General features: G+C 44.0%; 23 protein-coding genes. 5 read left to right on the forward strand and 18 right to left on the reverse strand.

Going from position 1 to position 26,033, the window contains the following annotated elements; genetic code table 11:
- Positions 1 to 222: 222 nt before the first annotated feature.
- Positions 223 to 882 (reverse strand): hypothetical protein, encoded by a 660-nt coding sequence (locus H6G77_RS25430; protein ID WP_190873050.1) that lies wholly within the window; start codon positions 880 to 882, stop codon positions 223 to 225.
- Here H6G77_RS25430 and H6G77_RS36345 point away from each other — a divergent pair.
- Positions 881 to 1,006, forward strand: a complete 126-nt coding sequence (locus H6G77_RS36345; RefSeq protein WP_277880657.1) for a hypothetical protein — start codon at positions 881 to 883, stop codon at positions 1,004 to 1,006. The two genes, H6G77_RS25430 and H6G77_RS36345, sit on opposite strands and share 2 nt — an antisense overlap.
- Here H6G77_RS36345 and H6G77_RS25435 read toward each other — a convergent pair.
- The 10 genes from H6G77_RS25435 to H6G77_RS25480 form a co-directional block, all read right to left on the reverse strand.
- Complete coding sequence (locus tag H6G77_RS25435; protein WP_242049301.1) at positions 1,003 to 2,652, reverse strand: DUF4157 domain-containing protein; 1,650 nt, start codon at positions 2,650 to 2,652, stop codon at positions 1,003 to 1,005. The two genes, H6G77_RS36345 and H6G77_RS25435, sit on opposite strands and share 4 nt — an antisense overlap.
- Positions 2,649 to 2,900 (reverse strand): hypothetical protein, encoded by a 252-nt coding sequence (locus H6G77_RS25440; protein WP_190873052.1) that lies wholly within the window; start codon positions 2,898 to 2,900, stop codon positions 2,649 to 2,651. Before H6G77_RS25440 ends, H6G77_RS25435 begins: the two co-directional genes overlap by 4 nt.
- The gene (locus H6G77_RS25445; protein WP_190873053.1) at positions 2,897 to 4,885 is read right to left on the reverse strand and encodes an ATP-binding protein; all 1,989 of its coding nucleotides are present in this window, start codon (positions 4,883 to 4,885) and stop codon (positions 2,897 to 2,899) included. The genes H6G77_RS25440 and H6G77_RS25445 overlap by 4 nt, the downstream gene beginning before the upstream one ends.
- The gene (locus tag H6G77_RS25450; protein WP_190873054.1) at positions 4,882 to 5,811 is read right to left on the reverse strand and encodes a DUF4255 domain-containing protein; all 930 of its coding nucleotides are present in this window, start codon (positions 5,809 to 5,811) and stop codon (positions 4,882 to 4,884) included. Before H6G77_RS25450 ends, H6G77_RS25445 begins: the two co-directional genes overlap by 4 nt.
- Entirely contained in the window at positions 5,808 to 6,638 is an 831-nt protein-coding gene (locus H6G77_RS25455; protein ID WP_190873055.1) for a hypothetical protein, read from the reverse strand. The genes H6G77_RS25450 and H6G77_RS25455 overlap by 4 nt, the downstream gene beginning before the upstream one ends.
- A complete protein-coding gene (locus H6G77_RS25460; protein WP_190873056.1) occupies positions 6,639 to 7,373 on the reverse strand; it encodes a phage baseplate protein in 735 nt (244 codons plus the stop codon).
- Between the two features lie 33 nt (positions 7,374 to 7,406).
- Positions 7,407 to 7,922: a phage tail protein gene (locus H6G77_RS25465; RefSeq protein ID WP_190677389.1), complete on the reverse strand. Its 516-nt coding sequence runs from the start codon at positions 7,920 to 7,922 to the stop codon at positions 7,407 to 7,409.
- Positions 7,923 to 7,931: 9 nt separating this feature from the next.
- Complete coding sequence (locus H6G77_RS25470; RefSeq protein WP_190873057.1) at positions 7,932 to 9,512, reverse strand: phage tail sheath subtilisin-like domain-containing protein; 1,581 nt, start codon at positions 9,510 to 9,512, stop codon at positions 7,932 to 7,934.
- A gap of 1,338 nt (positions 9,513 to 10,850) precedes the next feature.
- Positions 10,851 to 13,370 carry an AAA-like domain-containing protein gene (locus H6G77_RS25475; protein WP_190873058.1) on the reverse strand — a complete coding sequence of 840 codons (2,520 nt, stop codon included), beginning with the start codon at positions 13,368 to 13,370 and terminating at the stop codon, positions 10,851 to 10,853.
- Between the two features lie 238 nt (positions 13,371 to 13,608).
- Complete coding sequence (locus tag H6G77_RS25480) at positions 13,609 to 15,231, reverse strand: AAA-like domain-containing protein (RefSeq protein ID WP_190873059.1); 1,623 nt, start codon at positions 15,229 to 15,231, stop codon at positions 13,609 to 13,611.
- Between the two features lie 384 nt (positions 15,232 to 15,615).
- On the opposite strand from H6G77_RS25480, the gene H6G77_RS25485 reads away from it, so the two are divergent.
- Positions 15,616 to 16,173 (forward strand): hypothetical protein, encoded by a 558-nt coding sequence (locus tag H6G77_RS25485; RefSeq protein ID WP_190591026.1) that lies wholly within the window; start codon positions 15,616 to 15,618, stop codon positions 16,171 to 16,173.
- A gap of 61 nt (positions 16,174 to 16,234) precedes the next feature.
- Positions 16,235 to 17,005, forward strand: coding sequence for an ATP-binding cassette domain-containing protein (locus H6G77_RS25490; protein ID WP_190873060.1), 771 nt, complete (start codon positions 16,235 to 16,237; stop codon positions 17,003 to 17,005).
- A 240-nt stretch (positions 17,006 to 17,245) separates the two neighbouring features.
- Here H6G77_RS25490 and H6G77_RS25495 read toward each other — a convergent pair whose 3' ends face one another.
- Positions 17,246 to 18,013 carry a response regulator transcription factor gene (locus tag H6G77_RS25495; RefSeq protein ID WP_190591021.1) on the reverse strand — a complete coding sequence of 256 codons (768 nt, stop codon included), beginning with the start codon at positions 18,011 to 18,013 and terminating at the stop codon, positions 17,246 to 17,248.
- A gap of 561 nt (positions 18,014 to 18,574) precedes the next feature.
- Between H6G77_RS25495 and H6G77_RS25500 the strand changes: the two genes are divergently transcribed.
- On the forward strand, positions 18,575 to 18,823 hold the full coding sequence (locus H6G77_RS25500) for a DUF6761 family protein (RefSeq protein WP_062296854.1): 249 nt from the start codon (positions 18,575 to 18,577) through the stop codon (positions 18,821 to 18,823).
- A gap of 312 nt (positions 18,824 to 19,135) precedes the next feature.
- Here H6G77_RS25500 and grxD read toward each other — a convergent pair whose 3' ends face one another.
- From grxD to H6G77_RS25515, 3 genes are all read right to left on the reverse strand, one after another.
- Complete coding sequence (gene grxD, locus H6G77_RS25505; protein ID WP_190591019.1) at positions 19,136 to 19,459, reverse strand: Grx4 family monothiol glutaredoxin; 324 nt, start codon at positions 19,457 to 19,459, stop codon at positions 19,136 to 19,138.
- Positions 19,460 to 19,534: 75 nt separating this feature from the next.
- A complete protein-coding gene (locus H6G77_RS25510; protein WP_190591017.1) occupies positions 19,535 to 19,792 on the reverse strand; it encodes a BolA family protein in 258 nt (85 codons plus the stop codon).
- Between the two features lie 99 nt (positions 19,793 to 19,891).
- Entirely contained in the window at positions 19,892 to 20,467 is a 576-nt protein-coding gene (locus H6G77_RS25515; RefSeq protein ID WP_190591016.1) for a hypothetical protein, read from the reverse strand.
- 173 nt (positions 20,468 to 20,640) lie between these two features.
- Here H6G77_RS25515 and H6G77_RS25520 point away from each other — a divergent pair, with 173 nt between their 5' ends.
- The gene (locus tag H6G77_RS25520) at positions 20,641 to 22,743 is read left to right on the forward strand and encodes a S8 family serine peptidase (RefSeq protein ID WP_190674795.1); all 2,103 of its coding nucleotides are present in this window, start codon (positions 20,641 to 20,643) and stop codon (positions 22,741 to 22,743) included.
- 21 nt (positions 22,744 to 22,764) lie between these two features.
- Here H6G77_RS25520 and H6G77_RS25525 read toward each other — a convergent pair whose 3' ends face one another.
- The 3 genes from H6G77_RS25525 to rtcA form a co-directional block, all read right to left on the reverse strand.
- Positions 22,765 to 23,535 carry a 1-acyl-sn-glycerol-3-phosphate acyltransferase gene (locus H6G77_RS25525; RefSeq protein WP_190873061.1) on the reverse strand — a complete coding sequence of 257 codons (771 nt, stop codon included), beginning with the start codon at positions 23,533 to 23,535 and terminating at the stop codon, positions 22,765 to 22,767.
- A 79-nt stretch (positions 23,536 to 23,614) separates the two neighbouring features.
- Positions 23,615 to 24,130 (reverse strand): tRNA adenosine(34) deaminase TadA, encoded by a 516-nt coding sequence (tadA, locus tag H6G77_RS25530; RefSeq protein WP_190674793.1) that lies wholly within the window; start codon positions 24,128 to 24,130, stop codon positions 23,615 to 23,617.
- 465 nt (positions 24,131 to 24,595) lie between these two features.
- Complete coding sequence (gene rtcA / locus H6G77_RS25535; RefSeq protein ID WP_190873062.1) at positions 24,596 to 25,666, reverse strand: RNA 3'-terminal phosphate cyclase; 1,071 nt, start codon at positions 25,664 to 25,666, stop codon at positions 24,596 to 24,598.
- Between the last annotated feature and the right edge of the window lie 367 nt (positions 25,667 to 26,033).

A 26,033-nucleotide genomic window follows, 5' to 3' on the forward strand; every position in this document is an offset into this window, starting at 1 on the left:
TTCTAAATTGATTGATCAGGAGTTAATTGAATACTTTTTAAACCACATCTATTTTGATAAACATAGTTTTTCATGGGTAGTGGGAGCATCTTGCTCCCTGTTGGTAGTAGCGGGCAAGATGCCCGCACTCCATATTTTAAAATGGACGAGGTTTGTTTGCTTATTATTCTGCTTAGAAATACTTGTATTCATTAAACATAAAAACCGGATTTAAATCTACAATTAGCTTAATAACTTAATATTTGTCCCCAATAAATTATTTAAGCTGGTGCCTGTTCCCAATGTTGCCATTGTTTCTTTAACAACCTGATGAGCCAGATATAAATGATAACCAGGATGGGTGATTGGCAAATCGGAATAGGTCAATACTCGCATTCCTAAAGAGACTTTCGCCCGAATTGGATTCAGGTTTGTGTCATGGGCTTCTTCGATGATGCTGAAGCTGGTGATGTTTACGGGTAGAATGCGGCGTTGTCCCCAAATAAATAGCGTTAATTTGGGTGGTGGTGGCATAATTTCAATCGTTCCCACAGCCAGCATAATTGTGTTAGCAATTACCATCGAACTGGCAGGATACACTAGCATTTCGAGTGCCGAAAGTTGGGGATAAATACCCATATTGACAGCAATATCTTTGCCTTTTTCTAACTGGTCAGTGGCATCCATTTCAATATCAATATTGATACTTTCTACTGCTGCGCCACTGAGTCGTAAACCCAGCGTAGAACCTGCCTGATCGTTGCCCTGCATTTGCGGTTCTAATGAGCGAGTTAGCGTTTCAGGATTGTATTGAAACGGAATCACTTTCGGAATTGGATTGGCGATATCGAAACCAATGATCGCGCCTTTAAATAAACGAGGAGAGCCTGAAAAACTGGTCATGCAATGGATACCTCACATTAATCTTCTTGCCCAACAATCTCGGCTAATTTATTTAGAATTTGCAATTTTATTACTCGACAGTCATGTATCTTTATCGACTTTCGGCATAACACACAGTTACTAACTATTCATGTCTATATGAAACCATGCACTAAACTCCCCTGACCCTGCTTTTTGTCCCACCGCAGAATATCTCTCATCTTCCTGCCCTTTGTTTTTAATCTCCCAATTTCCATAGTGAGATACAGTTACATATATTTTGCCTGTCACATAGTCCAACACTATTTTTACATTATGTACATCTCTATTGCTGTTGAGAGGGTTACGTATTCCTGTCCCTGTGTACTCTGCGTATCCTATAGGTTCTTTATCTTTTACAGGTTCCTTATCTTTGCTAATCTCAGATGTATTACTCATTTTTATACTTACATTATTCATTTCTTTTGAGGTTTTCTTGTAATGAGAATGGATTTTATTAAGTTTATAGGTTTCAGGCATCGGGATTTGAGGCAAGCTATTTTCAGTATTCATATGCCAGCTCCGTAATGCTCCTGGGTGATCCGAGGTTATATCTTTCTTTTTGATCTCGTCCTCAGTACGCATATCAAAAATTATGTTGGTTTTCCAAGAAAAGTAAATATCTCGAATTAATCGAACAAGATTATTAGGAGCTACTTCTTTAAAGACACTATATGGAATAGTTGGAATCTTATGTTGTTCTAATTCTTGTGAATTTACTTTATTTTTTCTGTTTTTTGAATCTATATTTGGATCTATAAAAGTTAATTTTTCTATTTTTCCCTTGGATTCATGCATTTCTTTGAGAGCCTCTGCTTGGTCTTTCCAACTTCTTGACGATTTATCCTCATAATCATTGACACTCTTGTCACCAGTACTCTTTAGCAATGGGGAGAAATAATTGATAGTTGAAACAAGGCTTGTTAGCCATTGTAAGACAGTTGAATAATCGTTTGTACTATCTGCTTGATTGTAACTATCATAGTAAAATCCGACGACACGATTAAGTATCACCTTATTATTTTCTTCTAGAAGTTCTTCTCTCAATTTTTGAATCTCATTGTGAATTTCAAAATCATAAAAGTATTGTTTAAGTAATCTTTCATTAGGAACACGTCCATTTAACCAACTCTTGGGATCTATTGCTATAAAACACTGAATTGGTGCAAATTGATTTGCAGAACTTGAAGTGACTTTTATAGGTGATGGCAAAACACTACTACTTTTCAGTTTGCTTGCCCGATTTCCCATTAAATCTGCTTCTTTCTCTAGGTGAGCATCATGATTGATAGAAAATCCAGCAACTTGCATTTTACCTTTTACTCTTCCCTGTTTTTGCTGTACCACATGCCAAGCTTCATGGGGTAAATATTTTTCTTGCCCCGGACTTAAATAAATATCTGTACCTTTGGTATAGGCTATTGCTCCTAACCGACTAGGCTTTGAAGAGTTAGTGTGTACGCGCACTTCAGATAACTCAATGCCAGATAACTGTTCAAGTCCAATTTTTAGTTTTTTGGGCAATGTACTAGAAGTGGCATTTTGTGAAGATTTACGTGGTGTTCTCCTCAAAGTACTTAAATTTGTATGAAAATTCTCGTAACTGTATCGATTTGAATGTAAGAGTGATTCTTCTTGCAAAGTTTCAGTTGATGGTACACAAGAACCTGTTGAAATCTTACTCAAACTAAGGATAGTAGAACGCATAGAATTTGAACTCATTGGTTTATGAGTATTTGTACGGGTATTCATTCCCATATTCCTCCATAAATTGCCTGCGCTACTTGAGAACCGATCGCCTCTACACCCATCCCTGCCCTGACATTAAACGCGCTACCCTGCAACTGCTGAATTTCATAACTGCGCGAAAGTGAACCAGGAACACCTTGCTCTGTGAACAAACGAGTCAATTCCTGTTCGATCGCCCGTTGAATTCGCCCCCGATCCTTCTGAGCAAATCCATGTAGCACCAACTCCTCAATCTGCAACTCAATATTCATTTCACCCACCCCCGGATTTCCCCATCCGTTAACGATTTCTCCAACTTGGCATATTCCCGCTTTGCCGCTTGCAACACATGACTCATCTGCACCACCTCCTTTGCCTCCGCCGCTAAAAACGCCGCATTCATCGCAATGTTGCGAATATTGCCCCCCGCCACATTCAACTGCGCCAACTTCTCCACCTCCAATCCCTCCGTCGGGGTTGCTGCTGGGAAAATATGTCGCCAAATCTCCACCCGTTCCGGCAAATCCGGGAAGGGAAACTGCACAATAAACCGAATCCGCCGCAGAAAAGCTTGATCCAGCGCATCCTTTAAATTGGTTGTCAAAATTGCCAAACCCCGATAGGATTCCATTCGCTGCAACAAATAGCTCACCTCAATATTGGCATGGCGATCATGGCTGTCCTTCACTTCACTGCGCTTACCAAACAGGGCATCCGCTTCATCAAACAGCAAAATCACTCCACTCGATTCCGCCGCATCAAACACCCGCCGCAAATTTTTCTCCGTCTCGCCAATGTACTTGCTCACCACCGACGACAAATCAATCCGGTACAAATCCAGCCGCAACTCCCGCGCCAGCACCTCTGCTGCCATCGTCTTGCCTGTGCCACTGCTACCAGCAAACAGCGCACTAATCCCCAATCCCCGATTCCCCTTCGTCCTGAAGCCCCAGGTATCATAAACCTGCGATCGCTGCCGTACATGCACCGCAATATCCCGTAAAACTTGCCGTTGGGCTTCTGGTAACACCAATTCCTCCCAGGTAGCCGCAGGCTCGATGCGCTGCGCCAGTTCCTCCAATCGGGGGCGGGATTGCTGGCGGCAGATATCCCAGAGTTGGCTGGCAAGGGGAGAGGAGGAGGATGGGGGAGAACTGGCGGCAATACAGGCGGCAGCGATCGCACTACTGCTTAAATCAAATTGAGCCACTAAAGCCTCGACCTGTCCATTCACCTCTGTTTGACGCTCTCCCAGAGCCGCTTTCCAGATAGCTTGTTGCTCCGTGGGAGTGGGTTTGCTGACTTCAATCGTCAGGTTGGGACGCTGGGGTAACCGACGGCGATCGCGACTGCTCACCAACACAATGCCACCAATCTCTTCCAACAGTTGATGCAGGGCGCTTTCCTGGGCAACGTCATTATGATATCCACCATCACAATCTACTAGTAAGGCGCGATCGCTCAGAATGACTTCCCTTTGCCACAAACGCAAGAATGTTTCTAACTCCCGCCGCTCCTGGGGAATGGCTTGAGCGGAGAGGCGATACAAATTCAAGTCTACATGTTCGCAAGCTGTAGCTGCGATCGCCCATTTGGCTGTCACTTCTTCCCCACACAACTGCACAATCGGCAACACTCCCCGCTCGGAACCTTCAACCCAGGTGGTTGATAACTGATCGGCGATCGCTTCATAGGAAGGCAGCAATGCTCCGCGATTTACCACAGGTTTCATCAACACACTCAACTCTCGATCCAGGTGGGGCATTCCCATTAAATACAGCAATGCCCAACGGCTGAGTCGTAATGGACTCAAGGTGAAAACTCGGCTCTCCTCCACTTCAATTAATCGCCAGTGCAGCAGGGGAGAAGAAGGAGCGATCGCACTCAAATGAGCATCTGGAAACACCGTCAACGCCAGACTAAAGGTCGGATAAGCCTGCTGTTCTCGTCCCTGAATTGTGGCACACAAACGAGGGAAAGCCGCATCCAGTTCCATCCCGGCACACAACAGCAAAACATCTCGCTCAAAGTCAGATAAATCAAATGTGTTGCAAACAACTTCTAAGGACGGGGGTTCAGTCATTGCCGCCGCAATCAAAGTTAATCGCTGCTGTGAATCGTCAGCAGTATCCTGGGATACTTCAGCCCCTTCCTGATCTTGAACAAACTGTTCCAATTTCTGCCGCACAACTGCCAATGCAGCTACAAGATACTGGTGGTTAGCAGATTGCCAGCGATCGCCTGCAACAAGGTTCATGGGGTGACACCTCCAGCAGCGCGGACAATAAACCTTGCCAGATTGGAACGAATGCCATTTTGGTAAACAATCTGCAAGGTTTTCACCCCTTCCTCTGTAACGTCAGGTAACGTCAGGATGATTTCAGTGTTGTGAATGTTTTCTACGTTAATTTGCTGATCCTGCAACTGAATAAAGCTGATTTCTCCCTGGGCGAAGTTCTGCCCTTGAATCAGCAACCGACTACCTGGGGTAATGGGTTCCCCGGCTCCCGCTTGTGAGCGAATTTGTGTAATGGTTGGTGGTGAAGCGGGGACAGTGGGAGGCGTGGCACTCACTGTAATGCTGCGATCGCTCACAGGCAAACTCACGACTGGTTCATCATCGGGTTCAATGAGAACAACTGTCCCTTGGTAAGCTGTTGACAATACATACTGTGTCTGGAAAAAGATTGACCAGATTTTAGATAACTCTTCCAATGACAGCGACACAGGTGAGAACTTGACAAATTCCGGTTGTTCTGCTAAGTCTGATCCTTGTAAAATAGCTGCGTTATCTGCTACCGTATCCTGAATCAGCTGCCGTGGCAAAAACGGTTTAGTATGCAGGGTTTTCATCACTAACCCCATCAATCTTTCAGGCAATAGTTTGGTTTTATCCCCGTAAAAGCTGAGGAGATAGTGAAGATCAAGTGCCAATTGTGGACGTTGGCTCAAAGAACCATCGGCGCGACGAGTCGGCAAATCGGCGTTGCGCCAGCCCGAATTGGGAGTGACCTGATAAAGGAAAATGTTCACTCTGCCATCATTACTAGTAGCCGCATCTTTGGGGTCTGGTTGCCCTACCGTAATCGTTGTTGAAGTCCCTGGAACTTTGCCCGTCACGGCATTTTCGAGGACACGTTTCAGGGTTGCGGTCACAGTGGCGATCGCCAGATAATTACTCATGGCTTCCTCCCCCGTTGCTGCAAATAGGTATCCAGCGACACTGCCGGACGAGAACGGACTGGAGTGGCTTTAGGTGCAGGTGGGGTTGGCATGATTGCCCGGACTTCAACCCTGCCGATACTAACGCGAATCGTGGGAGGTGCTGCTGGCTCGGTTGCAACCTGTGGCAATGGAGATGATACAGCAGATTGAGCCAGTGGAACTTGGTGAGTTGCTATTGTACCGCTTGGTTTGCTTATGGGAACTGTTGCCCTGTCAGCAACAATTTCAGGTGCGTTTGCTAATTCACCGTCCATGACCAGCGAAGGATTTTCGCCCAGAATTTGCTCACGGGGTTTTAAAACTCGAAAAGGTTCTAAAGAAACTTTCTGATTCGGTGGTTCGATCGCTTGCGTCATTGGGGGATGGAACTCACGCGGTTTGAAAACTTGAAAAGGTTCTAGAGCAGCTTTCTGATTCGGTGGTTCCGCAATGAATTGACTAGGCGCGATCGCCTGGGTTATTGGGGGAATAACTTGTTTCAGGTTTGATGACTGTATGGACTGGTTTAGCAGTGACGGTGTTGTAAGGGGATTTTGTTGTGCTTGTCCTGGAACCTGATTATTAGCTAAGTCAGGTTGAACAGAGGTAATATTCTGGGGAGAAGGCTCCCCGACGGATGGATTAGCATTGACTGGAGTGGGAGAATTTTCCACCTCACGACGCCATTGCAGATTGACTTCATCTATAATCGCAGGTGCAGAACTGAATCTGGGCGCGATCGCAGGTTGCACCACGGGACTGACACCCAGGCTGCGCTCTACTAATCGAGAAAAGAAATCTGCCATTTACATCACCATGTCCAGATAAAACTGCCGTCGAGTAGCAGTCATGGATAAAATCTCTGCCTCATGCCAACCATAGGCTTTAGCCAGAGTATGAACTTCTTGCAGTAATCGCCTGGCTAAAGCATCAAGTTCTGCCCAGAAAAACACAACGATATCAAATATTGCCTGCCAGCGATGCTGACAGTTTGGGCAATCCAAATCCAGCAATATCTCAGCCTGCGGATCGCAGTCGCTTATCTGCTGGGCTAATTGCTCGATTATCTCAGGTGGTAGAGCTTCCCAAGAAACGGGAGTGCCAGCTTGACTGATTTGTAAAACACAACGCTCGATTAAAGAGCAGTATGCTTCCTCAATCGTTTGATCTGCTGTTAAGATTGCCAAATCATGACTATTGGGTAAACGAAACTGACACTCAAATCCTGCAATTTGAATTGTTTTGTTTTCGTATGAACTACCCAATGATTCATTAATATAGATGTCTGAGATATTCAAAGCAAACTCCAAGCGATCGCCACAGTTGGGACAGGTCGTCACACTATGGAGTTGAGAACCCATCGTCATCTGTCGCAATAACAGCAAACGGCGATCGCGCTGCCCCACACTGAGCATTGCCAACTGCTGCTGAGATTGATCAGGGTAGGCGAATGATAACAGCAATACTGCCCGTTCTAGCGGGTGCAGCTGCTGTCCTAACTCCCAAACTGTAATTACATCGCTGGCAGTAAATGGGCGCATTCGTTAGCTCTCCCAAAATAATTAAACAGCAGGCTAGGCAAGGCTTGGTTCACTCGGTTCTGCTACTTCATAATCTCGCTCCCAGCCTTCGTTTTCTAGTTTGAGAGTTTGAATGGCGATCGCATTGGCATTGGCATCTAGTTCAGGTAATGCTTGGTATTCAGAAACCCAGCAACGATAAACTTTGTAGGCAATAGCCAACTGTCCAGCTTCGTTATAAACTTCGATAATGATATCTTTGCGGAAATCTTTGAGAGAAACTTCTGCACCCAAGCCAGAACCGTAGTTCCAAACTTTATTCGCCCATTTTTCAAACTCTGTATCGTGAGTTACCCCCCGTTCCAGGGTAATGGCTTCGTAGGTGCTGCGTCCTGGTGAGAGGCGATCGCTACTCGGATCGCCGCCTTCACGGTGCTTGACAACTTCCGTCGTCCGCTTCAAACTACCGACTTTACTCACACCTGCGACATATCGACCATCCCACTTCACGCGAAACTTAAAGTTTTTGTAGGGGTCAAACCGTTGTGGATTAACGCTAAATTGTGCCATTGCGCCTCACTATGCTTGAATTTGTCCGGCAATTTGCTGTAGTTGAATAATGACGAACTCAGCTGGCTTGAGTGGTGCAAAGCCAACGACGATTTTCACAATCCCCAAATTGATGTCATTCTGCGTGGTTGTTTCGCGATCGCACTTCACAAAATAAGCTTCTCTGGGTGACTTACCTTGAAAAGCACCTTGGCGGAATAAGTTGTGCATGAAAGCCCCCAGATTCAAGCGGATTTGCGCCCATAAAGGCTCATCATTCGGCTCAAACACTACCCATTGCGTACCACGATAAAGACTTTCTTCGATATACAAAGCCAAACGTCTGACAGGAATATACTTCCATTCCGAAGCCAGGCGATCGTTTCCTTGCAGAGTGCGTGCGCCCCAAATTACCCGACCCGCAGCAGGTAAGGTACGCAAACAATTAATCCCCAAGGGATTCAACTCGCCATTTTCTGCATCTGTGAGAGATACACTTAATTGGGGTACGCCAACTAAAGTCGCCTCTAAACCAGCCGGTGCTTTCCATACCCCGCGCTGTGCATCCGTCCGCGCAAAGATACCCGCCACTGCACCGCAAGGGGCAAACTCTTCTATTTGATTGTTCCGCAAGGGGTTAGGCTGCTTTAGACGCGGGAAAAAGATGGCTGCATGATTACTGTTTGTACCAATGCTGTCAATCCCAGATTTAGCAGTATCTTTGGTCTGCCAACTCTTGGGCGAGTCAACAATCAAGAATGCCCGATGGTCTTCACAAAATTTAGCTGCTTCCCCAATCAAATCCGATTCAATATCTACATCAGGTTGGTAGGGCGGGATGCAGAGGAGATTAAACAAATCGGCTTTCTTGAGCGCATAAAGCCCTTCCTTATTATTTTCTGCTCCATCTGGTGTGAAGTCAGCCTTAGCCAAAGGTAAACCATCTGAAGCTTGATCAGCATCTGCTACTTTAGATGATTCGTCGGCATTGCTATGAGCAGTAGGAACTGTAGATGGTAGGGATTCTCCCCCCCGAACTAACTGAGATTCATTCGCCAATACTTTATCTACTCTGCGCGGACTATCCTGAACAGTAAGATTGCGAAATCTTTCAGTTACCCCAGTTTTTGTATCTTTAACGGTCAGGTTGAATAAGTCTGCTTGGTTCACGCCCAAAAGCTGTTGAGCCTCTTTATCTTTCGGCACATCGTGATCGATGCGGGCTTGTAAATAGTTCCCCCAACTACCTGGATCAACTGCCTCTAGCGTCAATCCTTTGACTGTCAGCTTGGCTGTATGTGGTTTAGCAGATTCAGGCGGCGTAGCCTCTGGCTTTCCTGAATCTTTGTGGTACAGTCGCACAATGATTGCTTGGCTACCGCCGTTTAAGTAGAAGTCACGCACAGCATAGCTCAGGGTGCTTTCTATCCACAGTCCGCCAAAAATTCGCTCAAAGTCACCAAAGCTGTTGATAGTAACAGGTTCGTTGACTGGCCCACGCAAAGCCCGACCAATAAAAGCAGTAACAGAAGTAGCTACACCTGTAATAGTTCTTACACCACTAGGAATTTCTTCAATATAAACTCCTGGGTAAGTGGGTGTGATAGGCATTAGAAGTTCCTCTGGCAATGATTCTTCGTAGCCAATATTTAAAAGTCTAAATTTAAAGACTTGTTTGGCTTAATTCAGCCGTTTTTTAAACATACCATTCTTTCTTTTAAATGCACTAATTACGTAAAATTAGTTAGCAAAATAGTCTGAATTTATATACTTTGACCAAAAATAATTATTCACAATAATTACAGCAATTACTTTGTTTAATAAAGTCATAAAAGTTCACTGAAATTAGCTGTGCATGAGTATTAAGTAATGAGTAATAAGTAAATTTTTTGCTGTACCTCATACCATTTCACTCTAAACATGATACAGATAGGCAAGCAGCGCCTCGACTCCACTCGGCGACCGGAAACAAAGGTGTAGAGGAAGTGATTTGTATCAGTAATTTCGTGAATTGGTATCAGAACCATCAAATCTACTATATAGGACTCATATTTGATTTCTGAAAAAAAAAGAATTACTAAAAATCTTGTGGTATCGTTATTATTTATTTTTACTTTTGCCTTTTTACTTTTACCTTTTTACTTTTGCCTTTTTACTTTTGCCTTGTTGTACTAGCCTCTTTTCTCCATATACTTCAGGACTTACGCATCAAAATTTTTTGTGGGGATTGGGTGTGAGGGTGAAAGGGTATGGGGTGTAAGGGTTTTGGATACTTACACCCTCATACCAATTTAATGTGAAGTTGCACATATCTTGATCCCCCTAAATCCCCCTTTTTAAGGGGGACTTTGATGGATGTTTTTCTGGTTCCCCCCTTTTTAAGCTACGGTGTACACACAAGTCTTGAAATCCTACCTATCGTTTGGTTTCGTCGTCTAGCTTTCAGTTTTGCGATCGCTCTAAAAGCCTGTCATTGCGTACCCCTGCGGGGAAGCAAGCTACGTGTAGCGTCTCGCTCCAGAGGAACGACGTTCACGAAGTGTTCCCGAAGGGTAGCAATCGCCAAAACTACGGGATTATGCGATTACTTCGCTCCGTTATCACTGCGCTCGTAATGACAATTTAAGGGGTCTATAACGCCTGAAACCCTTGCAGATAGTACTTGTGTGTACACCGTAGCTTTTTAAGGGGATGCTCAAGGGGATCTGATTCTATGCAGCTTCATAAAAAATTGGTATTACACCCTCATACCCCTGCACCTATATCTCTATTTTCCTTTTCCCCCATACCCATAAACCCCTACTTTCCCTACACCCCCACACCCTTAAACCCCCGCTCACTGAGCGCAGTCGAAGTTGGTCACTGAGCGCAGTCGAAGTTGGTCACTGAGCGCAGTCGAAGTTGGTCACTGAGCGCAGTCGAAGTTGGTCACTGAGCGCAGTCGAAGTGCTAATTCCCACTCTGACAAACTCCCCTATCACCCTCACTCAAATTCGGCGCGTAAATTAAATAGTTACGCAACCACCCACAACCCCGCGCTAGTAATTGCTCTAAACTTTCTACATTCCACAACCGCGCTGTCTTGTCATCTGAGGCGGTGAGGATGCGCTGCCCATCGGGGCTGAAACTGGCACTGTTGACATCACCCTCATGCCCCTGGAACTTGGCAATTTCCCTGCCCTGTAAGTCCCACAACCGCGCTGTGTTGTCATAAGAGGCGGTGAGGATGCGCTGCCCATCGGGGCTGAAACTGGCTCTGATGACCACACCCTCATGCCCCTGGAACTTGGCAATTTCCCTGCCCTGTAAGTCCCACAACCGCGCTGTCTTGTCATAAGAGGCGGTGAGGATGCGCTGCCCATCGGGGCTGAAACTGGCACTGATGACCACACCCTCATGCCCAGCCATCACCGTAATGCCCCGCACTTTATCCAAAATTGTCTGTAAAGCCAACACTGGGTTAGCAGCTGGGTAATCTTGGAGTTGTTTAATTCCCCGCTTATCTATTAAACTTTTTAACTCTCTGCCATCCCGCATCGCCGCCAGCAAAGCCCCCACTTGATTAAACTGCAAGCGGTTAATATTTGCCAACCCTGACCGTTCCAGCCTAATACCAGCCAAGGCAATTTGTCGTTCTGCTTCTGTTTTTTCTAAGTCATTTTGTGCCTTTCGCACCCGTCCTTGCGCCAGTCTTTGGGCTGCTGCCGCAGTTTCTAACCCCCGCAAAGCCTCTTGCTGTTGTGCTTTGGCTTGTCGCAGGTCGTTTTGTGCCTTTTCTACTTGTTTCCGCGCCAAATTTTCTTTGTCTTGTGCTTGTGCCAGTTGTAAGTTTGTGGCATCTAGTTGTTGCTTGGCAATTTTCTCTTGCTTTTTTAAATTAGCCTCAGCATTCTTAACCTTGATTTCGGCATCAGCCACCTTTTTATTAGCATCATTAATTCGCTGCTGTGCCGCTTTTAATTCCTCCTCCTTTTGTTTTTTCTCACTATCAATTTTGTCCCGTTCATCTCTCGCCACCGCCAATTGTTCATTACTTCGCCCCGCCAACACTCCCAACCCCACCGCCGCCACCCCAGAAACCAGCAACAACACTAAAGCAATTTGTACTCGCCGCCTAGCTGTTTTATTCGCGGCTGTTAATATTGCTTGTTCTTTCTTCGCTATTTCTAAATCTCGTTCAACTTCTTTTCTTTCTAATTCCTGACTAGCATCCAAAAACCGATCATCTATATCAGTTAAACTTTTGCCAATTCGCCAAGCCAAAGCCTCTTTCAAAGCCTGTCCCCGCAACAACCGCGACTCATCTAGATAATTAGCAGCCTTCCAAGCATTAAAAGCATCAGAATAAGGACGCAAATTCGCCAACAACTGCTCACACCACAGCGAGTTAAACACCTCTGCATAAATGCGGTTATAAACTCGCAACTTTCCCTCGCGCCTCACTACCAACCCACTCAACCGCAATTCTATTTGTTCCGCACTGTCATCAGTGGCAACTTCACCCTGCTGCAAAATCTGTTGATACAACCCCAACAACCGCCCAGTCCGCAACTCCCCACTGCGCGTAATTCTATATAAAATCGTCTTCAAATGTTCCGGCTCATCCTGCCCTTCCCAATTCTCAATAATCCGCTTTCTGACTACACTTTCCACCCACTCTGCAATTTTAGATTTTGGATTTTGGATTTTAGATTCTTCTCCAAACTCTGCAACTAATAACTTACAAACCTTTTGCGTCAAAAACGGCTGTCCCCCCGTCCACGCCAACACCGCCGCCATCACCTCTTGCGGATTTCCCACCGTTGCCAAACCCCGTGCCAAAGGTTCCGCCTCATCCAAATTAAACCCAGTTAAATCAATCGCCCTACCAATATTAAAAGGCGTGCGTCCTTTATCTTGAATCAAATCAGAAGGGGTAGACACACCAATTAAAGCAAAAGTCACGCGGTTATATTCTGGTTTTTCAGCGCGGCGGTTATAACAATCTCGAATAACTGCAAAAAAGTCATCTAAATTAAATCCCAGACTTAAAACACTATCAATTTCATCAATAAAAATTACAATCTTGCCACTTATTTTTGCTAATAAAACTGTTTCAATAAACTTACTAAAACGCTGCACTGGTGAAATTAAATTATGCTCATTCCACCAAATTTCTAAATCAAAATCAGTATACAAATTAAAATATCCCACCAACGTATCTATTACCCCGGCATACCATTGTTCCGGTGTAATATCATCCGTCCCTATGGCTGTAATATCCACCGCCGCACAAGCAAAACCCTCATCTTGCAATTGCCGCATTACCCGCACCCGCAAGCTAGATTTCCCCATCTGCCGAGAGTTGAGGACATAACAAAATTCCCCAGCCTGCAAGCCTGCATACAAATCATCGTCAGCTTGTCGTCTGACATAAGTTGGCGCATCTTGGGGTAAACTTCCCCCGACTTGGTACTGGTATTGAGTCATATTGTGTAGGGGTGAAAGGGTGTAGGGGTGAATATGTCTGAAAAATATCAAATATTTCGCTTGATCCCCCCTAACCCCCCTTTTTAAGGGGGGAATTTTCTTCAAGTCCCCCTTTTTAAGGGGGATCTAAAAGTATGGAGAACAAAACAAACAATTTTTCAGATATCCTCTAGTGAATTTGTAAAAGAATTAAGAATCGTTATCAGTTATCAGTTATCAGTTATCAAAATAATTTTGTTCACTGTTCACTGATTTTCACTCCCAGGCGATCGCTAAAATATTTCCGGTATAAATTACATAAAGGCATAACTTTATTTCCTTGAAACTTCACTAACCCCATACTCCGCAGTTTAAAGGCGGCTGTTGTTCCCACATCAACGGCTACATCAGCCATAAGTACTTGTTTAAAAGCTGTCAGCAATTGTTCATCCTCCTGCAAATTCAGCAAATGACGACGCAAATGATCACTATATGCACCAGACTCTGTAGGCGCTGTTTGTTCTAGTTCTTGCCAAGTCATTCTCCCCCTCGCCATTTGATACAAAGCCACCCGCACTAAATAAGGGTGTCCACCAAATAAGCTAATTAACTCCTCAACTTGTGAGTTATGCCAATTCAGTCCATGACGTTGTACCAAATCTTTTACCTGTGCTGGATTTAATTCTGGCAACTCCACAGGTAAACCCACATTAAACGGTGACTGATTAATATTCAGAGGAATATACACTTCTTTAGAATGGACAATTACCAGTCTCAGCTTTTGCCAAATTGCATCATTTTTAGCACGCTCATGCCATGCCCGCAGCAAGCCGAAAAAATCTGTAGCAATTGAGGGATGTTTAAAAATTTCGTCTACTTCATCTAAACCCAAGACAATGGGCGCGTCTATCTCTTTCAGCAAATACCTTTGAAAGTAGTTGGAACACTTGTTTTTACTTCCTAAAACCCCGCGCCAAAAATCATCTAACTTGTCTGGGAAACCAAGACTATCGGTAATACTGGCGCAAAACCACTGCAAAAACATATCCAAACTATCAAGAAATTCCGCATCGGCTGACTGAAAGTTTAAATACGCTGTTTCATAGCCTTGTTTACTGCCATAATCCAGAATCCGCGACATTAACGAACTTTTACCCATTTGGCGCGGTGCTTTAATTCTAATTAATGCCCCAGCGTTGAGAATTTCTGTGTAACAGTCAGTTTCTACAGGAGGGCGATCGATGTAAAATGCAGATCCTAAAGGAACTTGCCCTTCAGGATTTTCTAAGAATACTGCTGATGTGACTGTTGTTTCTGAAACTGAATTTTTCCGGCTTTTGAGAACTGGAGTGGAAGATTCAGGAATGTTTTTTAAGTCGATCGCATTACAACCAAACTCATAAGCATCTTGGTATGATCTATCAGCGCCGAGTGCGTCATAAAAACCCACTGCAAACTCTCTGGCTGCTGCATCACCAATTTCTTGATTCATCCCGACTACGCAGTCAATATGCTGAAAAATCGCCTCAGCTTGGACTTCGCTATAGCAGGCGTTTAACAACACACACTCAATTTTGTCTTTAAATAAACTAAATAACTTAGTTAAAGCCTCTGTACTAACTACTTGCCCTTTTCCGGCATCATTTTCTAATACTAACCCTTGATTACCTGCGCCATGTCCCGAAAAATGCACAATTTCTGGTTCATAGTCTAACAGCGATCGCCGCAAATCTTCGGGACGCACCGCCCAACTCGCAATAATTTCAAATTTATTTCGACTATTGGCACGTTTCAATCCTGCCTGAATTTCTCTAACTTCTTGGTCTAAACGTAATGGTCTACCGTTGCTAGGATGGGCTGATAGTATCAGGATTTTTTTCACAGAGTGAACTAGTGTAGATTAACCCAGGTTTTTTCCCTAAAATTAGTGTACTACAGCTAATATTCTCTGAAATCTATGCTAAAAATAGCAGGCAACAAACTTGGATGTCTTTTACATTCTGTGTGAAGCGATCGCTATTATATCTATACAGGACTTACGCACAAAGATTATCTGTGGAGATTGGGTGCAAGGGTGAAAGGGTTTGGGGTGTAAGGATTTTGAATAAGTACACCCTCGCCAAAACCCTTAATTTTTCGTTTTTATGCGTAAGTCCTACCACAGTTAAAAGTTGAAAATTTAACTATTATTTTTCTTTTTTGAGAATGATTAAACAGGGATAAGTGCCGTTAGGATAAAACTGAAAGCAACAATCTTAATGGAACCGTGACAGCCAATTCAGCTAATACCTCTACAACCATATTTCGCCTATCTCCGTTGATTCGGATTACTCTGTTGAGTTTATATGTAGCACTCACAATACCATTGCCATTTTTAGCCCAAGCAACAGCCGCGCCAACACCACCCTCGTTACTGTGGGTAGGAATTGTCATCGGCTTTGTCGGACTGTATGCAGTGTTGACAGAAAGAGTAATTGTCAATGACCAAGAAATTCAGGTAACTTACCCTGTATGGGTTCCGCGTTTCTTTCGTAAAGGTTGGATTTTACCTTGGTCAGAGGTTAAAGAAATCAAACCCCGTTCTACAGGTCAAGGCGGTTTAGTTTATTATTTCCTCAGCAAAGATGGTAAAGCTTATTTATTACCAATGCGTGTGGCTGGTTTTGCCCGGTTAGTGAACATCGTCCAAGCCAAAACCGGCATAGACACTACAGATGTCCGTCCCTTAGCGCAGCCTTGGATGTATGCGATTTTATTTGGATTTACCTTACTACTGCTGTTAGTTGATGCTTGGACTATTAATACAGCCTTGACACTATCTTAAATTAAAGACTCACGTAAAGACGAAAAAATCCTTTGCGTGAGAAAAAAGGAAAACTATCACTGTGGATAATTTCACTCCACAAGCCCAACTCCGGCTTGAGCAAGTTAATCTATTTACCAAACTAAAAAGCAATCACCAAGGATACCCAATCTTACAGAATATTTCCTTTCAAGTATTCCCTGGTGAAAGAATTGCGATTTTTGGCGTAACTGGTGCTGGTAAAACCTCATTACTACGCTTGATAAACCGCTTAACTGAACCGACTAGCGGTAAAATCTATCTGGAAAATCAGGAATATCGCCAAATTCCTGCTATTCAACTGCGCCAAACAGTAACACTGGTGTTGCAAGAGTCAAGACTACTGGGGATGACAGTCCAGCAAGCATTGGAATATCCTTTAGTTTTGCGCGGAATACCCAAACAGACGATTCGGCAACGAGTTAGCCATTGCCTGGAACAACTGCATATTCCTAATGACTGGTTAGCCAAAAATGAGTTACAGTTGTCATCGGGTCAAAGGCAATTAGTTGCGATCGCGCGTGCTTTAATCATCCACCCCAAAATTTTACTATTAGATGAGCCAACATCAGCCTTGGATGCGGGTACAGCCTCTCATCTGATGCAAATCCTCATTCAACTAGCCCAAACCCAACAAACTACAATTTTGATGGTTAATCACCAGTTAGATTTAGCCCAAATGTTTTGTACAAGGCTGTTACACCTGCACCAAGGCCAGTTGTTAGCAGACAAACCCGCCTCTGAGGTAGATTTAGTCAGTTTACAAGCAAGTTTGACTCAGGCAGAAACTCAAGCCGCACAAGAATGGATTTAAAAACCTCTTATCTGATAAATCACCCTAAACACAACTCTTACAGCACTCTTTGTTTGGATAAAGCAAAATAGCCTAGTCTATAACCTCTAGCCTCTAGCCTCTCTCCTGAAAACTTGTACTGCACCCAACCAAACCCTCTTATGTAGCAGTTGAAGCATAGTTTTAGAAATCCGCAGATGATAAAATCCAGGCAAAATCTATCACCTGTCACCTCTCACCTGTTACCTCTCACCTGCTTCATCACCGTTGAGTAGTTACTGTTGGACGTTGATTGCTAAACCGTTCTTTTGCTAACTTAGTTTGTGATTGGGGAAGATTGGCATTCAAAATTTCCATGTTAAATCTGTATCCCACATTCCGAATAGTTTGAATCAAACTAGGTTGGCGGGGATCAAGTTCTACTTTTTTACGTAGTGATAAAACATGAGTGTCTATCGTGCGCGGGTTGTCAATTGCATCTGGCCAAGCACGACGCAGTAATTCTGAGCGAGACAAAGGTACTCCGCCAGCTTGCGCCAACACATACAACAAACTAAATTCCTGGGGTGTTAAATCAATAAACTCCCCTTGGAACCGGACACGACGCTGCACTAAATCAATTTGCAAAGTGCCATAGTCTAAATAAGCTGGCGCAGTCGGCGTGCGTTTGCGGCGAATTAATGCCTCAACCCTAGCCAAAAACTCCTGCATTCCAAAAGGTTTGCTGAGGTAATCATCGGCCCCCGCCTTTAGTCCTGCGACCACATCCGCCTCGTTGCTACGTGCAGACAGCATTAAGATTAAAGGCTGTTGCTGACGATGCAACCAACGGCAAAACTCGATACCATCTCCATCGGGCAGATCCGCATCTAGAATGACTAGAGTAGGTTGATGGGTTAAAAACACTTCTCTTGCTTGATAAATGCTGGCAGCTTGATTTACCCTATACTCTAACTGTTGCAAGTGCCAACCCAGCAACGACCTCAGATGGGGATTCCCCTCAACGATTTCAATACAAACCGAACCCACGGCGGTAAGACCCCTTAGCGTTGATGACTTTCAAAGTAACAAGCCCATGCTCAAGGTTTTGTAGTCTTTGTTACTTCTACTCACAATTCATTTGACATTTATGCTAAACAAGGGTGGCAATATCTCCCACCTCAGCCTATTTCCAAGGTTAATTAGTAATTTTCTTAAATTTTTGTTAGACTTATCAAAAGTTCTTCTTAACAATCATTTTGCTTTTAGCAAATTGTAACTTGATGAAGAACTTGTACTCAGCCAAATTGTCATCCTTGTAAAAGTCCTTCAGCCTGCTGTTGAAGTCTAGTTTCTGCTTGCTTAAGCTTAACCTCAACCACAAAAATCAGGTTGTTGAAAGAAGAAATCATAAGAATAAATTACTTACCAATCAATTTCCCAGTTTTCTGGAATAGGATCTAAATACGCTGTAGCTGCTGGAGGGGGCAGATCAAAGCAGAATCATTGGCATAACTTATATGCCAAAAACGCTAAAAAAGCGAAAGTGGCACTTCACATTTCAGCGTTAATCATTTACAATTCTCATTCCAAAGAGATCAAACAGCAGTTATGCTTCAAGACACACAAACCATCCGCTATTACCAAAGACTCACAGACGCCTTCGTCGAGCTATGGAATCGCGGTTATCGTATGGACGATATGCGGATGTATTTGGATGGATATCTAGCCGCACTGCGACATGGCAACGCTATCGAGCCATATCTGATTCATCGTCTAGAAGAGGAAGCCAGCCGCTACTTGTACGATGCTTCAAATTTTGCAATGCCGGAACCACAACCACAACACGATTACTACTAAAGCTTTTGCTTTAGCCATTCAAAGTAAACGTAGATTGACGCAGATGATTATAGCACGTTATCTGTATTTATCAAGTGTGCGATGGTGCAAATTTTGGGAGAGAATGTACTGGAGAAAACATCCCCTTTGACTTGTGGTAATTTTGGTAACTCTCATAAGGGGTGTTTAAGATTGTGATTTTAATTAAAAAGCAGAAAATTTTTTATTCACTACTTGCTACTAACCATTGAGTAATTTTTCTGCTTTGGGAAGCGTAGTCCATCAAAAAAGCCCCGTTACAGGGGCTTTTTTGTAATTAAACTTATTTTAAAATTACGAAGCTAGAGCAACTTCCACTTTTTCCTGTAATGAGCCGTTTTGGTACATTTCAATCAGGATGTCGGAACCACCGATGAATTCACCATCAATGTAAACTTGGGGAATAGTCGGCCAGTTGGAATAATCTTTAATGCCTTGACGAATTTCAGAATCCTCCAGAACATTAATCGTCTCGAAGGGAACACCCAAAGTATTGAGGATTTGGACGACGTTGTTAGAAAAACCACATTGAGGCATTAACTTAGTCCCCTTCATGAAAACAAAGATTTTGTTTTGTTTAATTAAGTTCTGAATTCTCTCTTGGACTTCTTGTGACATGGTGTTTTCGTTTCCTATGCTACGGATATAAAAAAATCAATAGTCAATGCTCAACTTAGCTTGGAACTATTGATTTTATGAAGTGGTGGTTGCTTGCCAAGTTTCTGGCGTAAATGTTTTAACTGCCAAGGCGTGAATTGCTTCTGTGGACATAGCTTGCCGCAACGCGCCATAAACTAGCTGATGTTGTTGCACCAGTCCTTTACCTGCAAACTGCGATGATACGACTGTAACTTGATAGTGGTCTCCGCCACCTGTTAAGTCTTGTACTTGTATCTGAGCGTCTTGCAGTTCCGCCTTGATCATAGCCTCAATCTGCTGCGGACTAATCATCGCAATTTCTGAAAAAACTACTTCTCTATTATTAGCAGATTAGGGAGTTGGGAGTGGGGAGTGGGGAGTAGGGGGAAGAGGGATAAGGGGGACAAAGGTTTATTTTTGAGAAGTGGAACCGCCACTACCTTGTCTGGGGTAGGGGGTATCAACAAAACCGAGTTCAAATAGCTGTTGATATGCTTTTTTACCTAAATCGCGTGTGGGATTTTGACTTCTAATAATTTGAATTAATAGTGGTACGGCTAATTCTGGCTGATTTTGGGCGCGATGTACGAGTGCTAGTTGATATGTGGCTTCATCTCGCTTTTGAGCAGTTAAGAAAGCTTTTTGACGTTGAGAGTCAGACACTCTGATGTCAATACCAGAAAAGCTAGAGTTTAGGTCTTGATAAAAGTTAGATAGCTGATTAAAAACTTGCCGTGCTTCTTGGAGTTTTTTGGCAGCGAGGGCATAGTTTTGGGCGGAAACTGCTGCTTCTGCCTCTTTCATCAGTCTTTCTCCGCCTTCAATGCTTAACAGGCTATTGGTTTGGGTGGTAGGACGGAGGTTGTTGGGGTCATTCGGGTCAATGGGCTGTGCTTGTTGGCTATAAGCGGGTGATAGCAAACTCAAGAGGAGGATGACTGAGAAGGAACTGAGGCTAAGAAAAGGCGCAGTTGCAGCTATTTTCATGGATTAAATTGGGTGTGACAAATATATATAAATACTAAGAGAAACTTTGGGTATCTTAACTTTGTTTTCGTTTTAAACAAAACACAGCTATATACTCGGTTTCTTTGCTTTAGACTGAAAATCGGTTTAATCGAGTTCCCAGTGCCTCTGTATACTAATTACCATCGTCTATTATGAGCGATCGCATTAATTCCTCTGATCTTCCAACCACAGGTGTACCAGCCAGCAATTTGGGATTTGTTCTGCAACGCGGTGGTGAAGAATTAGTGTTAGAAAAAGCAACAGACCGTTTCACCATCCGCCCAGCTAACGATTTTACACCTCAACAATTATCTCAGGTAACTTGGGGCATTTGGCAGCGCAGTATTCCCCAAGCACAACTAGAATTATTTCAAGTTCCCCCCGCCCAATTAGATGCGGCGATGTCTCAAGCCCGCGCCGCAGAAACTGTAGCCTTTGCCAGCCATGTTTACACGATTAAAAATAATCCTGGGACTTTTGTTTATTTAGGCGACCAAATTACTATTCAATTTTTAGAAGATATAGCAGCGCCTAGAATTAATGCGATCGCCAGCGCCTATAGTTTAATTCAAGATCAACCTGTTCTGGGTATCCCTAACACTTTCGTATTTTTGGTTAGTAAACAAGCTACAGACAACCCGATTAAAATTACTAACCAACTCCAAGGACTCAAAGAAGTGTTAGCTGCTGAACCTAACATTATCATTAACAGCGAAACACACTATAAACCCCGTGACCCGCTTTATACCCAACAGTGGTACTTAAACCATAGCGGCGGTGAGGATTTAGTTTTAGGTTCTCATATCTCAGTGGAAAAAGCTTGGGATATTACTCGCGGTGTGCGTTCTGTGGTTGTGGCTGTGGTGGATGATTCTTTTGATTTGAATCATCCTGATTTTCAAGGTTCAGGTAAAGTTGTTGCCCCTAGAGATTTGAAACAAAATGATTTTCTACCTTTACCTGATGCGAAAGAAACTAGCCACGGGACAGCTTGTGCAGGGGTAGCCATTGCCGAAGAAAATGGTTCTGGTATTGTGGGGGTGGCTCCTGGTTGTGCGTTTATGCCCATCCGTACCACTGGCTATTTAGATGATGAATCTGTTGAACAAATTTTTAATTGGGCAATTGACAAGGGTGCAAGTGTAATTTCTTGCAGTTGGGGAGCCTCGGCTGTGTATTTCCCCTTGTCTTTGCGGCAACGGGCGGCAATTACCCGCGCAGCCACCAAAGGCAGGAAGGGAAAAGGATGTGTGATTTGTTTTGCTGCTGGTAATGCCAATCGCCCAATTAATGGGAGTGTAATTGAACAAAGTTGGCCTGATAAAATTTTACAAGGTAAAACCGAGTGGCTCAGTGGTTTTGCGGTACATCCTGATGTGATTACTGTTGCGGCTTCCACGAGTTTGAATAAGAAAGCGGCTTACAGTAATTGGGGAGATAGTATTGCGGTGTGTGCGCCTAGTAATAATGCGCCACCAGGAATGTCATTTCCGGAAAAGGGTTATGTGTATACCCAACCTGCGATCGCTGCTTATCTTAACGGGTTGGGTGTGTTTACAACTGACCAATTAGGAGCCGCAGGTTACGACAAGGGGAATTTTACCAGTACTTTTGGTGGAACTTCCAGTGCTACGCCTGTGGTGGCTGGGGTAGCAGCTTTGATTTTATCAGCGAATCCCGATTTAACTGCTCAACAAGTTAAACGCATCTTACAAGAAACTGCCGATAAAATAGTTGACCCGAATCCCGACCCCCAATTAGGTTTAAAAGGCGGGACATACAATGGTAATGGTCATTCCCAATGGTTTGGCTATGGCAAAATCAACGCCGCTAAAGCAGTCCAAGCCGCCAAGCAAATGCGAGAAGGCGCATCACCAGTCAGCCAAAATTTGCGGGTGAGTAATACCAACTCTGTAGGCATTCCCGATAACGATCGCCAAGGTGTGAAAAGTGCGATCGCCATTAACGAAGATATTGTCGTTAAAGATATTCAAGTGAGTGTGAATGTCTCACACGATTTCTTAGGCGATGTAGAAATTTACTTAATAGCACCGAATAATCAGTCAGTTTTGTTACAAAACCGGACTTTAGGTAGAAGGACAAACTTGCAGACGACTTATAGCGTGCGATCGCATCCTGCCCTCAAGCAATTACTATCCATATCTGGTCAAGGGCGCTGGCAATTGTGGCTCATCGATGCTGCACCGCAAGATGTTGGTAGATTAAACAGTTGGGAATTAGTTATTGGTAATTAGGCTTAAATCACACACAAATGACTATTGACCATTAACCATTGACCATTGCCCATTAGTCACTTCTGCTTCTTGATGATTTAAGCTTTGCAGTTCCTTGGCTAACTCATCTGTCATCCGTTTTGCATTTTGTTTGACAGAACCGTTAGTATATTCTGCAACATTAATCGGGCTGCCGATGTTAATATGCACATCTGTACCCCAGTTGGGATAGGGTTCGCTGTAATTGATACTCATAGGCACAATTTTGACCCCCAGTCCTGGGTGATTCATTTCCGCAGTCAAAGACAAGCGGGCAATTCCTGGCTTTAAAGGATGAACCTTACCATCGCGGAAAATGCCGCCTTCGGGAAAGATGACCAAGGTTTTTCTTTGTTCTAGTAAAGAAACGCCATGTCGTAAGGTGGAAATTGTCGGATGTTGTGGATCTACAGGGAACCCACCTAAACGACGGATAAACCAGCCTTGTAAGCCCTGGCATTCAGTGATAGTCACCATAAAGCGCAAATCTCCCCCAGTAATTAGAGAAGTAGCGTAAGGGACAATTAAAGCATCCCAACGCGCCCGGTGGGTGGGTGCTAAGATAATTGGCCCTGTTGTGGGAACATTGTGTTGTCCCGTGATGGTAATTCTGCCGAAGAACAAAGGTAAAAGCAGATGTCGTCCCAAACGATACGCTATCGGCCCTAACAAGGGAGAAACCTGTGAGGTAGTATCAGCCACCTGATGATTTAATGATTTCTGTGATGTTGGCTTGATCTGTTGCGTATTTTGGGAGAAGTCAAGTTTTATCATGTCGGTAGCTGCGAATTGCCCAGAGGTTGATTAAATAGTGATTAATTAAACCGTAAATTCTCTTTTATAAATTGTGTAGTTATGATTGGACAGTTTTCTTGGTGTCTGTAGTTTTTTGTTGAAGTCTGCGAGTAGCAAACCAAGCTTGCAAATGCTGGCGACAAGCTGATTCTAGAATGCCTCCCAGGACTTGCAGACGATGATTAGAAGCTGCACCATCGGGAATATTTAGGACAGTCCGAATTGCGCCAGTTTTAGTATCGTCCACTCCATAGACAAGCGTCCTCAACCGTGATTGGATAATTGCACCTGCACACATCGGACAAGGTTCTAAAGTTACGTATAATGTACATTCATGCAGTCGCCAGCTATGTAATGTTTGAGATGCTGCTTTAATTGCTACAATTTCGGCGTGGGCTGTCGGGTCTTTGTCCCGTTCTTTGCGATTTTCCCCTTCAGCAATCAAATTTCCCTGACTATCGACAATAACAGCACCAACTGGAATTTCACCCGCCTCTCCTGCGGCTTGGGCGATTTCTAAAGCCCGACTCATCCATTGACGATGTGTCCAATATTCTGGATATTCGATTGACATATCAAATCTAGTTTGATGGTTGAATGAATGCGATCGCTTTTTGTTGGTTAAGACTTAACGCCGTGTGCAACTTTCTCTCAAACCTAACCCCCAACCCCTTCCCTACAAGGGAAGGGGAGCAAGATTCAAAGCCTCTCTCCGCTTGCCTAACGGCAGGCTAACGCCAACGGGGAGAGGTTTGGAGAGGGGTTTCAAGAATAAGTTGCACATCGCGTGACTTACTAATTTTAGCCAATTCGGGCAGAAGCCCCCACCTGTAAAATAAAGTGAGTGCTGAGTCAAACAAATTGGGATTTTATCGTAGGGAACAGGACTAGAGATTATGACTCAGGACTTACGCATCAAAATTTTCTGTGGAGATTGGGTGTGAGGATGAAAGGGTTTTGAATACTTACACCCTCATATTCCTGCACCCTGTTCTAAAACCTTATTTTTTCAAGTCCTATAACTTTCCCAAAATACCTCTCAAACTCTTACTTTCTGCGTCTCTGCGTCAGATATTGGCACTACCTTCACAATCTTTTCCACTTCATCCACCATTACCCGCGACAGTCCAAACTGCTCAATTACAGTTGCATTCGTTGTCAAATGGGTACTAATATTCGCTACGTGATACTGGCTTGCTTCTGTAGCCAAAGTGGCTGGCAAAATTAACTGATCTCCTAAATGCTCATCGACAGGCGCACCCGTTTGGTGAAACTTCAACAGTTGTTCACAAGCAATTTCAGCCACCCTTTCTGATGACATCCGCCATCGCCCAAACCCACCAAATCCCGTCAAGCTATTCTCATATTCAGCCGTCAGAAAAATCCCAGCCCCCGCAGCGACACCTCTTTCTCGTAAAGTTTGCATAGAAACCTTGAACCCAGCTATGCGTAATATTTTCTCAGCCCGATTTGCCATTCGCTGAGGAATATGAGCAGGTAATTCCGTCACCACTGCCAGTCCCCGTACTTGGCGTAAATTACCGCGTTTGAGTAAATTTATGCCACTGAGTTGACTACCACCACTCACCTGCAATGTTACCTCTCCGCCACCTTGGGGATACCACCCCCAAGCACCTAATTTCACAGATGCTTTAACACCCATACGCTGAAGCATTGGCAGATATACCTGCTCAATATATGTCATCGTCGGGCTGAAGATCACATGAGTACCACCACGCAACGTTACTTGAGAATTACCCTTGGCTAAAGCTAACGGTAAAAGAATTGTTTGTAAAACTAAAGTAATTGCTCCAGCCGAACCACCTTCTAACACTTCACTGACATCAAAAGTATAGTTTCCCGACTGCACTGAGCGACTGGGCATAAATTCCAGCATCATCGAACCCAAAGCATCACCCTGTAATTGAGCTTGACAAATCTTCGCCGCCGCGCGGACTGCTGTCAGGTGTTGTGGCGCTAACCCTGGCTTTTTGCGTCCGGCACGAATATTGGCAATGCGAATAGGTTCACCCGTGATAGCGGCTAAACTCAGGCAAGTACGGAGAACTTGTCCGCCTCCCTCCCCGTAGGAACCGTCAATGTCAATCATGAGCAGTGTTGGAATGATAGATGTTGGGTAATGCCCAAGTTTTGACAATTAAAGCACAGATGACCAGAAATAAACACAGCTAAATTGAGCGTAGTCCGACAGGCTTACTTGATGGTGCGTTCCATTCCCCATAATTATTGCCTGTAATAGCTGGTATATTACATCTGAGATAGTAGCCTTTCATACTCTGTATGTGACCCCACCCAAAACCAAATAACTGTGTCTCCCTTTAACTGTCCAACGGCTCGATAGCTTACAGCACTTGCGTCTGTTATGAGGTACAATAAATTAAAATATAAATACCTCTAAATGAAGTCATACTCTGTCGATCTTCGAGAAAAAATAGTTGCAGCACATCTTCAAAAAA

The organism is Aulosira sp. FACHB-615 (genome assembly GCF_014698045.1).
Lineage (GTDB): Bacteria > Cyanobacteriota > Cyanobacteriia > Cyanobacteriales > Nostocaceae > Nostoc_B.

What these genes read in the sequence shown, in the direction of transcription:
- H6G77_RS36345 (WP_277880657.1), top strand. Translation starts at nt 881, where the DNA reads ATGCAATGGATACCTCACATTAATCTTCTTGCCCAACAATCTCGGCTA.
- H6G77_RS25430 (WP_190873050.1), bottom strand. Translation starts at nt 882, where the DNA reads ATGACCAGTTTTTCAGGCTCTCCTCGTTTATTTAAAGGCGCGATCATT.
- H6G77_RS25435 (WP_242049301.1), bottom strand. Translation starts at nt 2,652, where the DNA reads ATGAATACCCGTACAAATACTCATAAACCAATGAGTTCAAATTCTATG.
- H6G77_RS25440 (WP_190873052.1), bottom strand. Translation starts at nt 2,900, where the DNA reads ATGAATATTGAGTTGCAGATTGAGGAGTTGGTGCTACATGGATTTGCT.
- H6G77_RS25445 (WP_190873053.1), bottom strand. Translation starts at nt 4,885, where the DNA reads ATGAACCTTGTTGCAGGCGATCGCTGGCAATCTGCTAACCACCAGTAT.
- H6G77_RS25450 (WP_190873054.1), bottom strand. Translation starts at nt 5,811, where the DNA reads ATGAGTAATTATCTGGCGATCGCCACTGTGACCGCAACCCTGAAACGT.
- H6G77_RS25455 (WP_190873055.1), bottom strand. Translation starts at nt 6,638, where the DNA reads ATGGCAGATTTCTTTTCTCGATTAGTAGAGCGCAGCCTGGGTGTCAGT.
- H6G77_RS25460 (WP_190873056.1), bottom strand. Translation starts at nt 7,373, where the DNA reads ATGCGCCCATTTACTGCCAGCGATGTAATTACAGTTTGGGAGTTAGGA.
- H6G77_RS25465 (WP_190677389.1), bottom strand. Translation starts at nt 7,922, where the DNA reads ATGGCACAATTTAGCGTTAATCCACAACGGTTTGACCCCTACAAAAAC.
- H6G77_RS25470 (WP_190873057.1), bottom strand. Translation starts at nt 9,512, where the DNA reads ATGCCTATCACACCCACTTACCCAGGAGTTTATATTGAAGAAATTCCT.
- H6G77_RS25475 (WP_190873058.1), bottom strand. Translation starts at nt 13,370, where the DNA reads ATGACTCAATACCAGTACCAAGTCGGGGGAAGTTTACCCCAAGATGCG.
- H6G77_RS25500 (WP_062296854.1), top strand. Translation starts at nt 18,575, where the DNA reads ATGCTTCAAGACACACAAACCATCCGCTATTACCAAAGACTCACAGAC.
- grxD (WP_190591019.1), bottom strand. Translation starts at nt 19,459, where the DNA reads ATGTCACAAGAAGTCCAAGAGAGAATTCAGAACTTAATTAAACAAAAC.
- H6G77_RS25510 (WP_190591017.1), bottom strand. Translation starts at nt 19,792, where the DNA reads ATGATTAGTCCGCAGCAGATTGAGGCTATGATCAAGGCGGAACTGCAA.
- H6G77_RS25515 (WP_190591016.1), bottom strand. Translation starts at nt 20,467, where the DNA reads ATGAAAATAGCTGCAACTGCGCCTTTTCTTAGCCTCAGTTCCTTCTCA.
- H6G77_RS25520 (WP_190674795.1), top strand. Translation starts at nt 20,641, where the DNA reads ATGAGCGATCGCATTAATTCCTCTGATCTTCCAACCACAGGTGTACCA.
- H6G77_RS25525 (WP_190873061.1), bottom strand. Translation starts at nt 23,535, where the DNA reads ATGATAAAACTTGACTTCTCCCAAAATACGCAACAGATCAAGCCAACA.
- tadA (WP_190674793.1), bottom strand. Translation starts at nt 24,130, where the DNA reads ATGTCAATCGAATATCCAGAATATTGGACACATCGTCAATGGATGAGT.
- rtcA (WP_190873062.1), bottom strand. Translation starts at nt 25,666, where the DNA reads ATGATTGACATTGACGGTTCCTACGGGGAGGGAGGCGGACAAGTTCTC.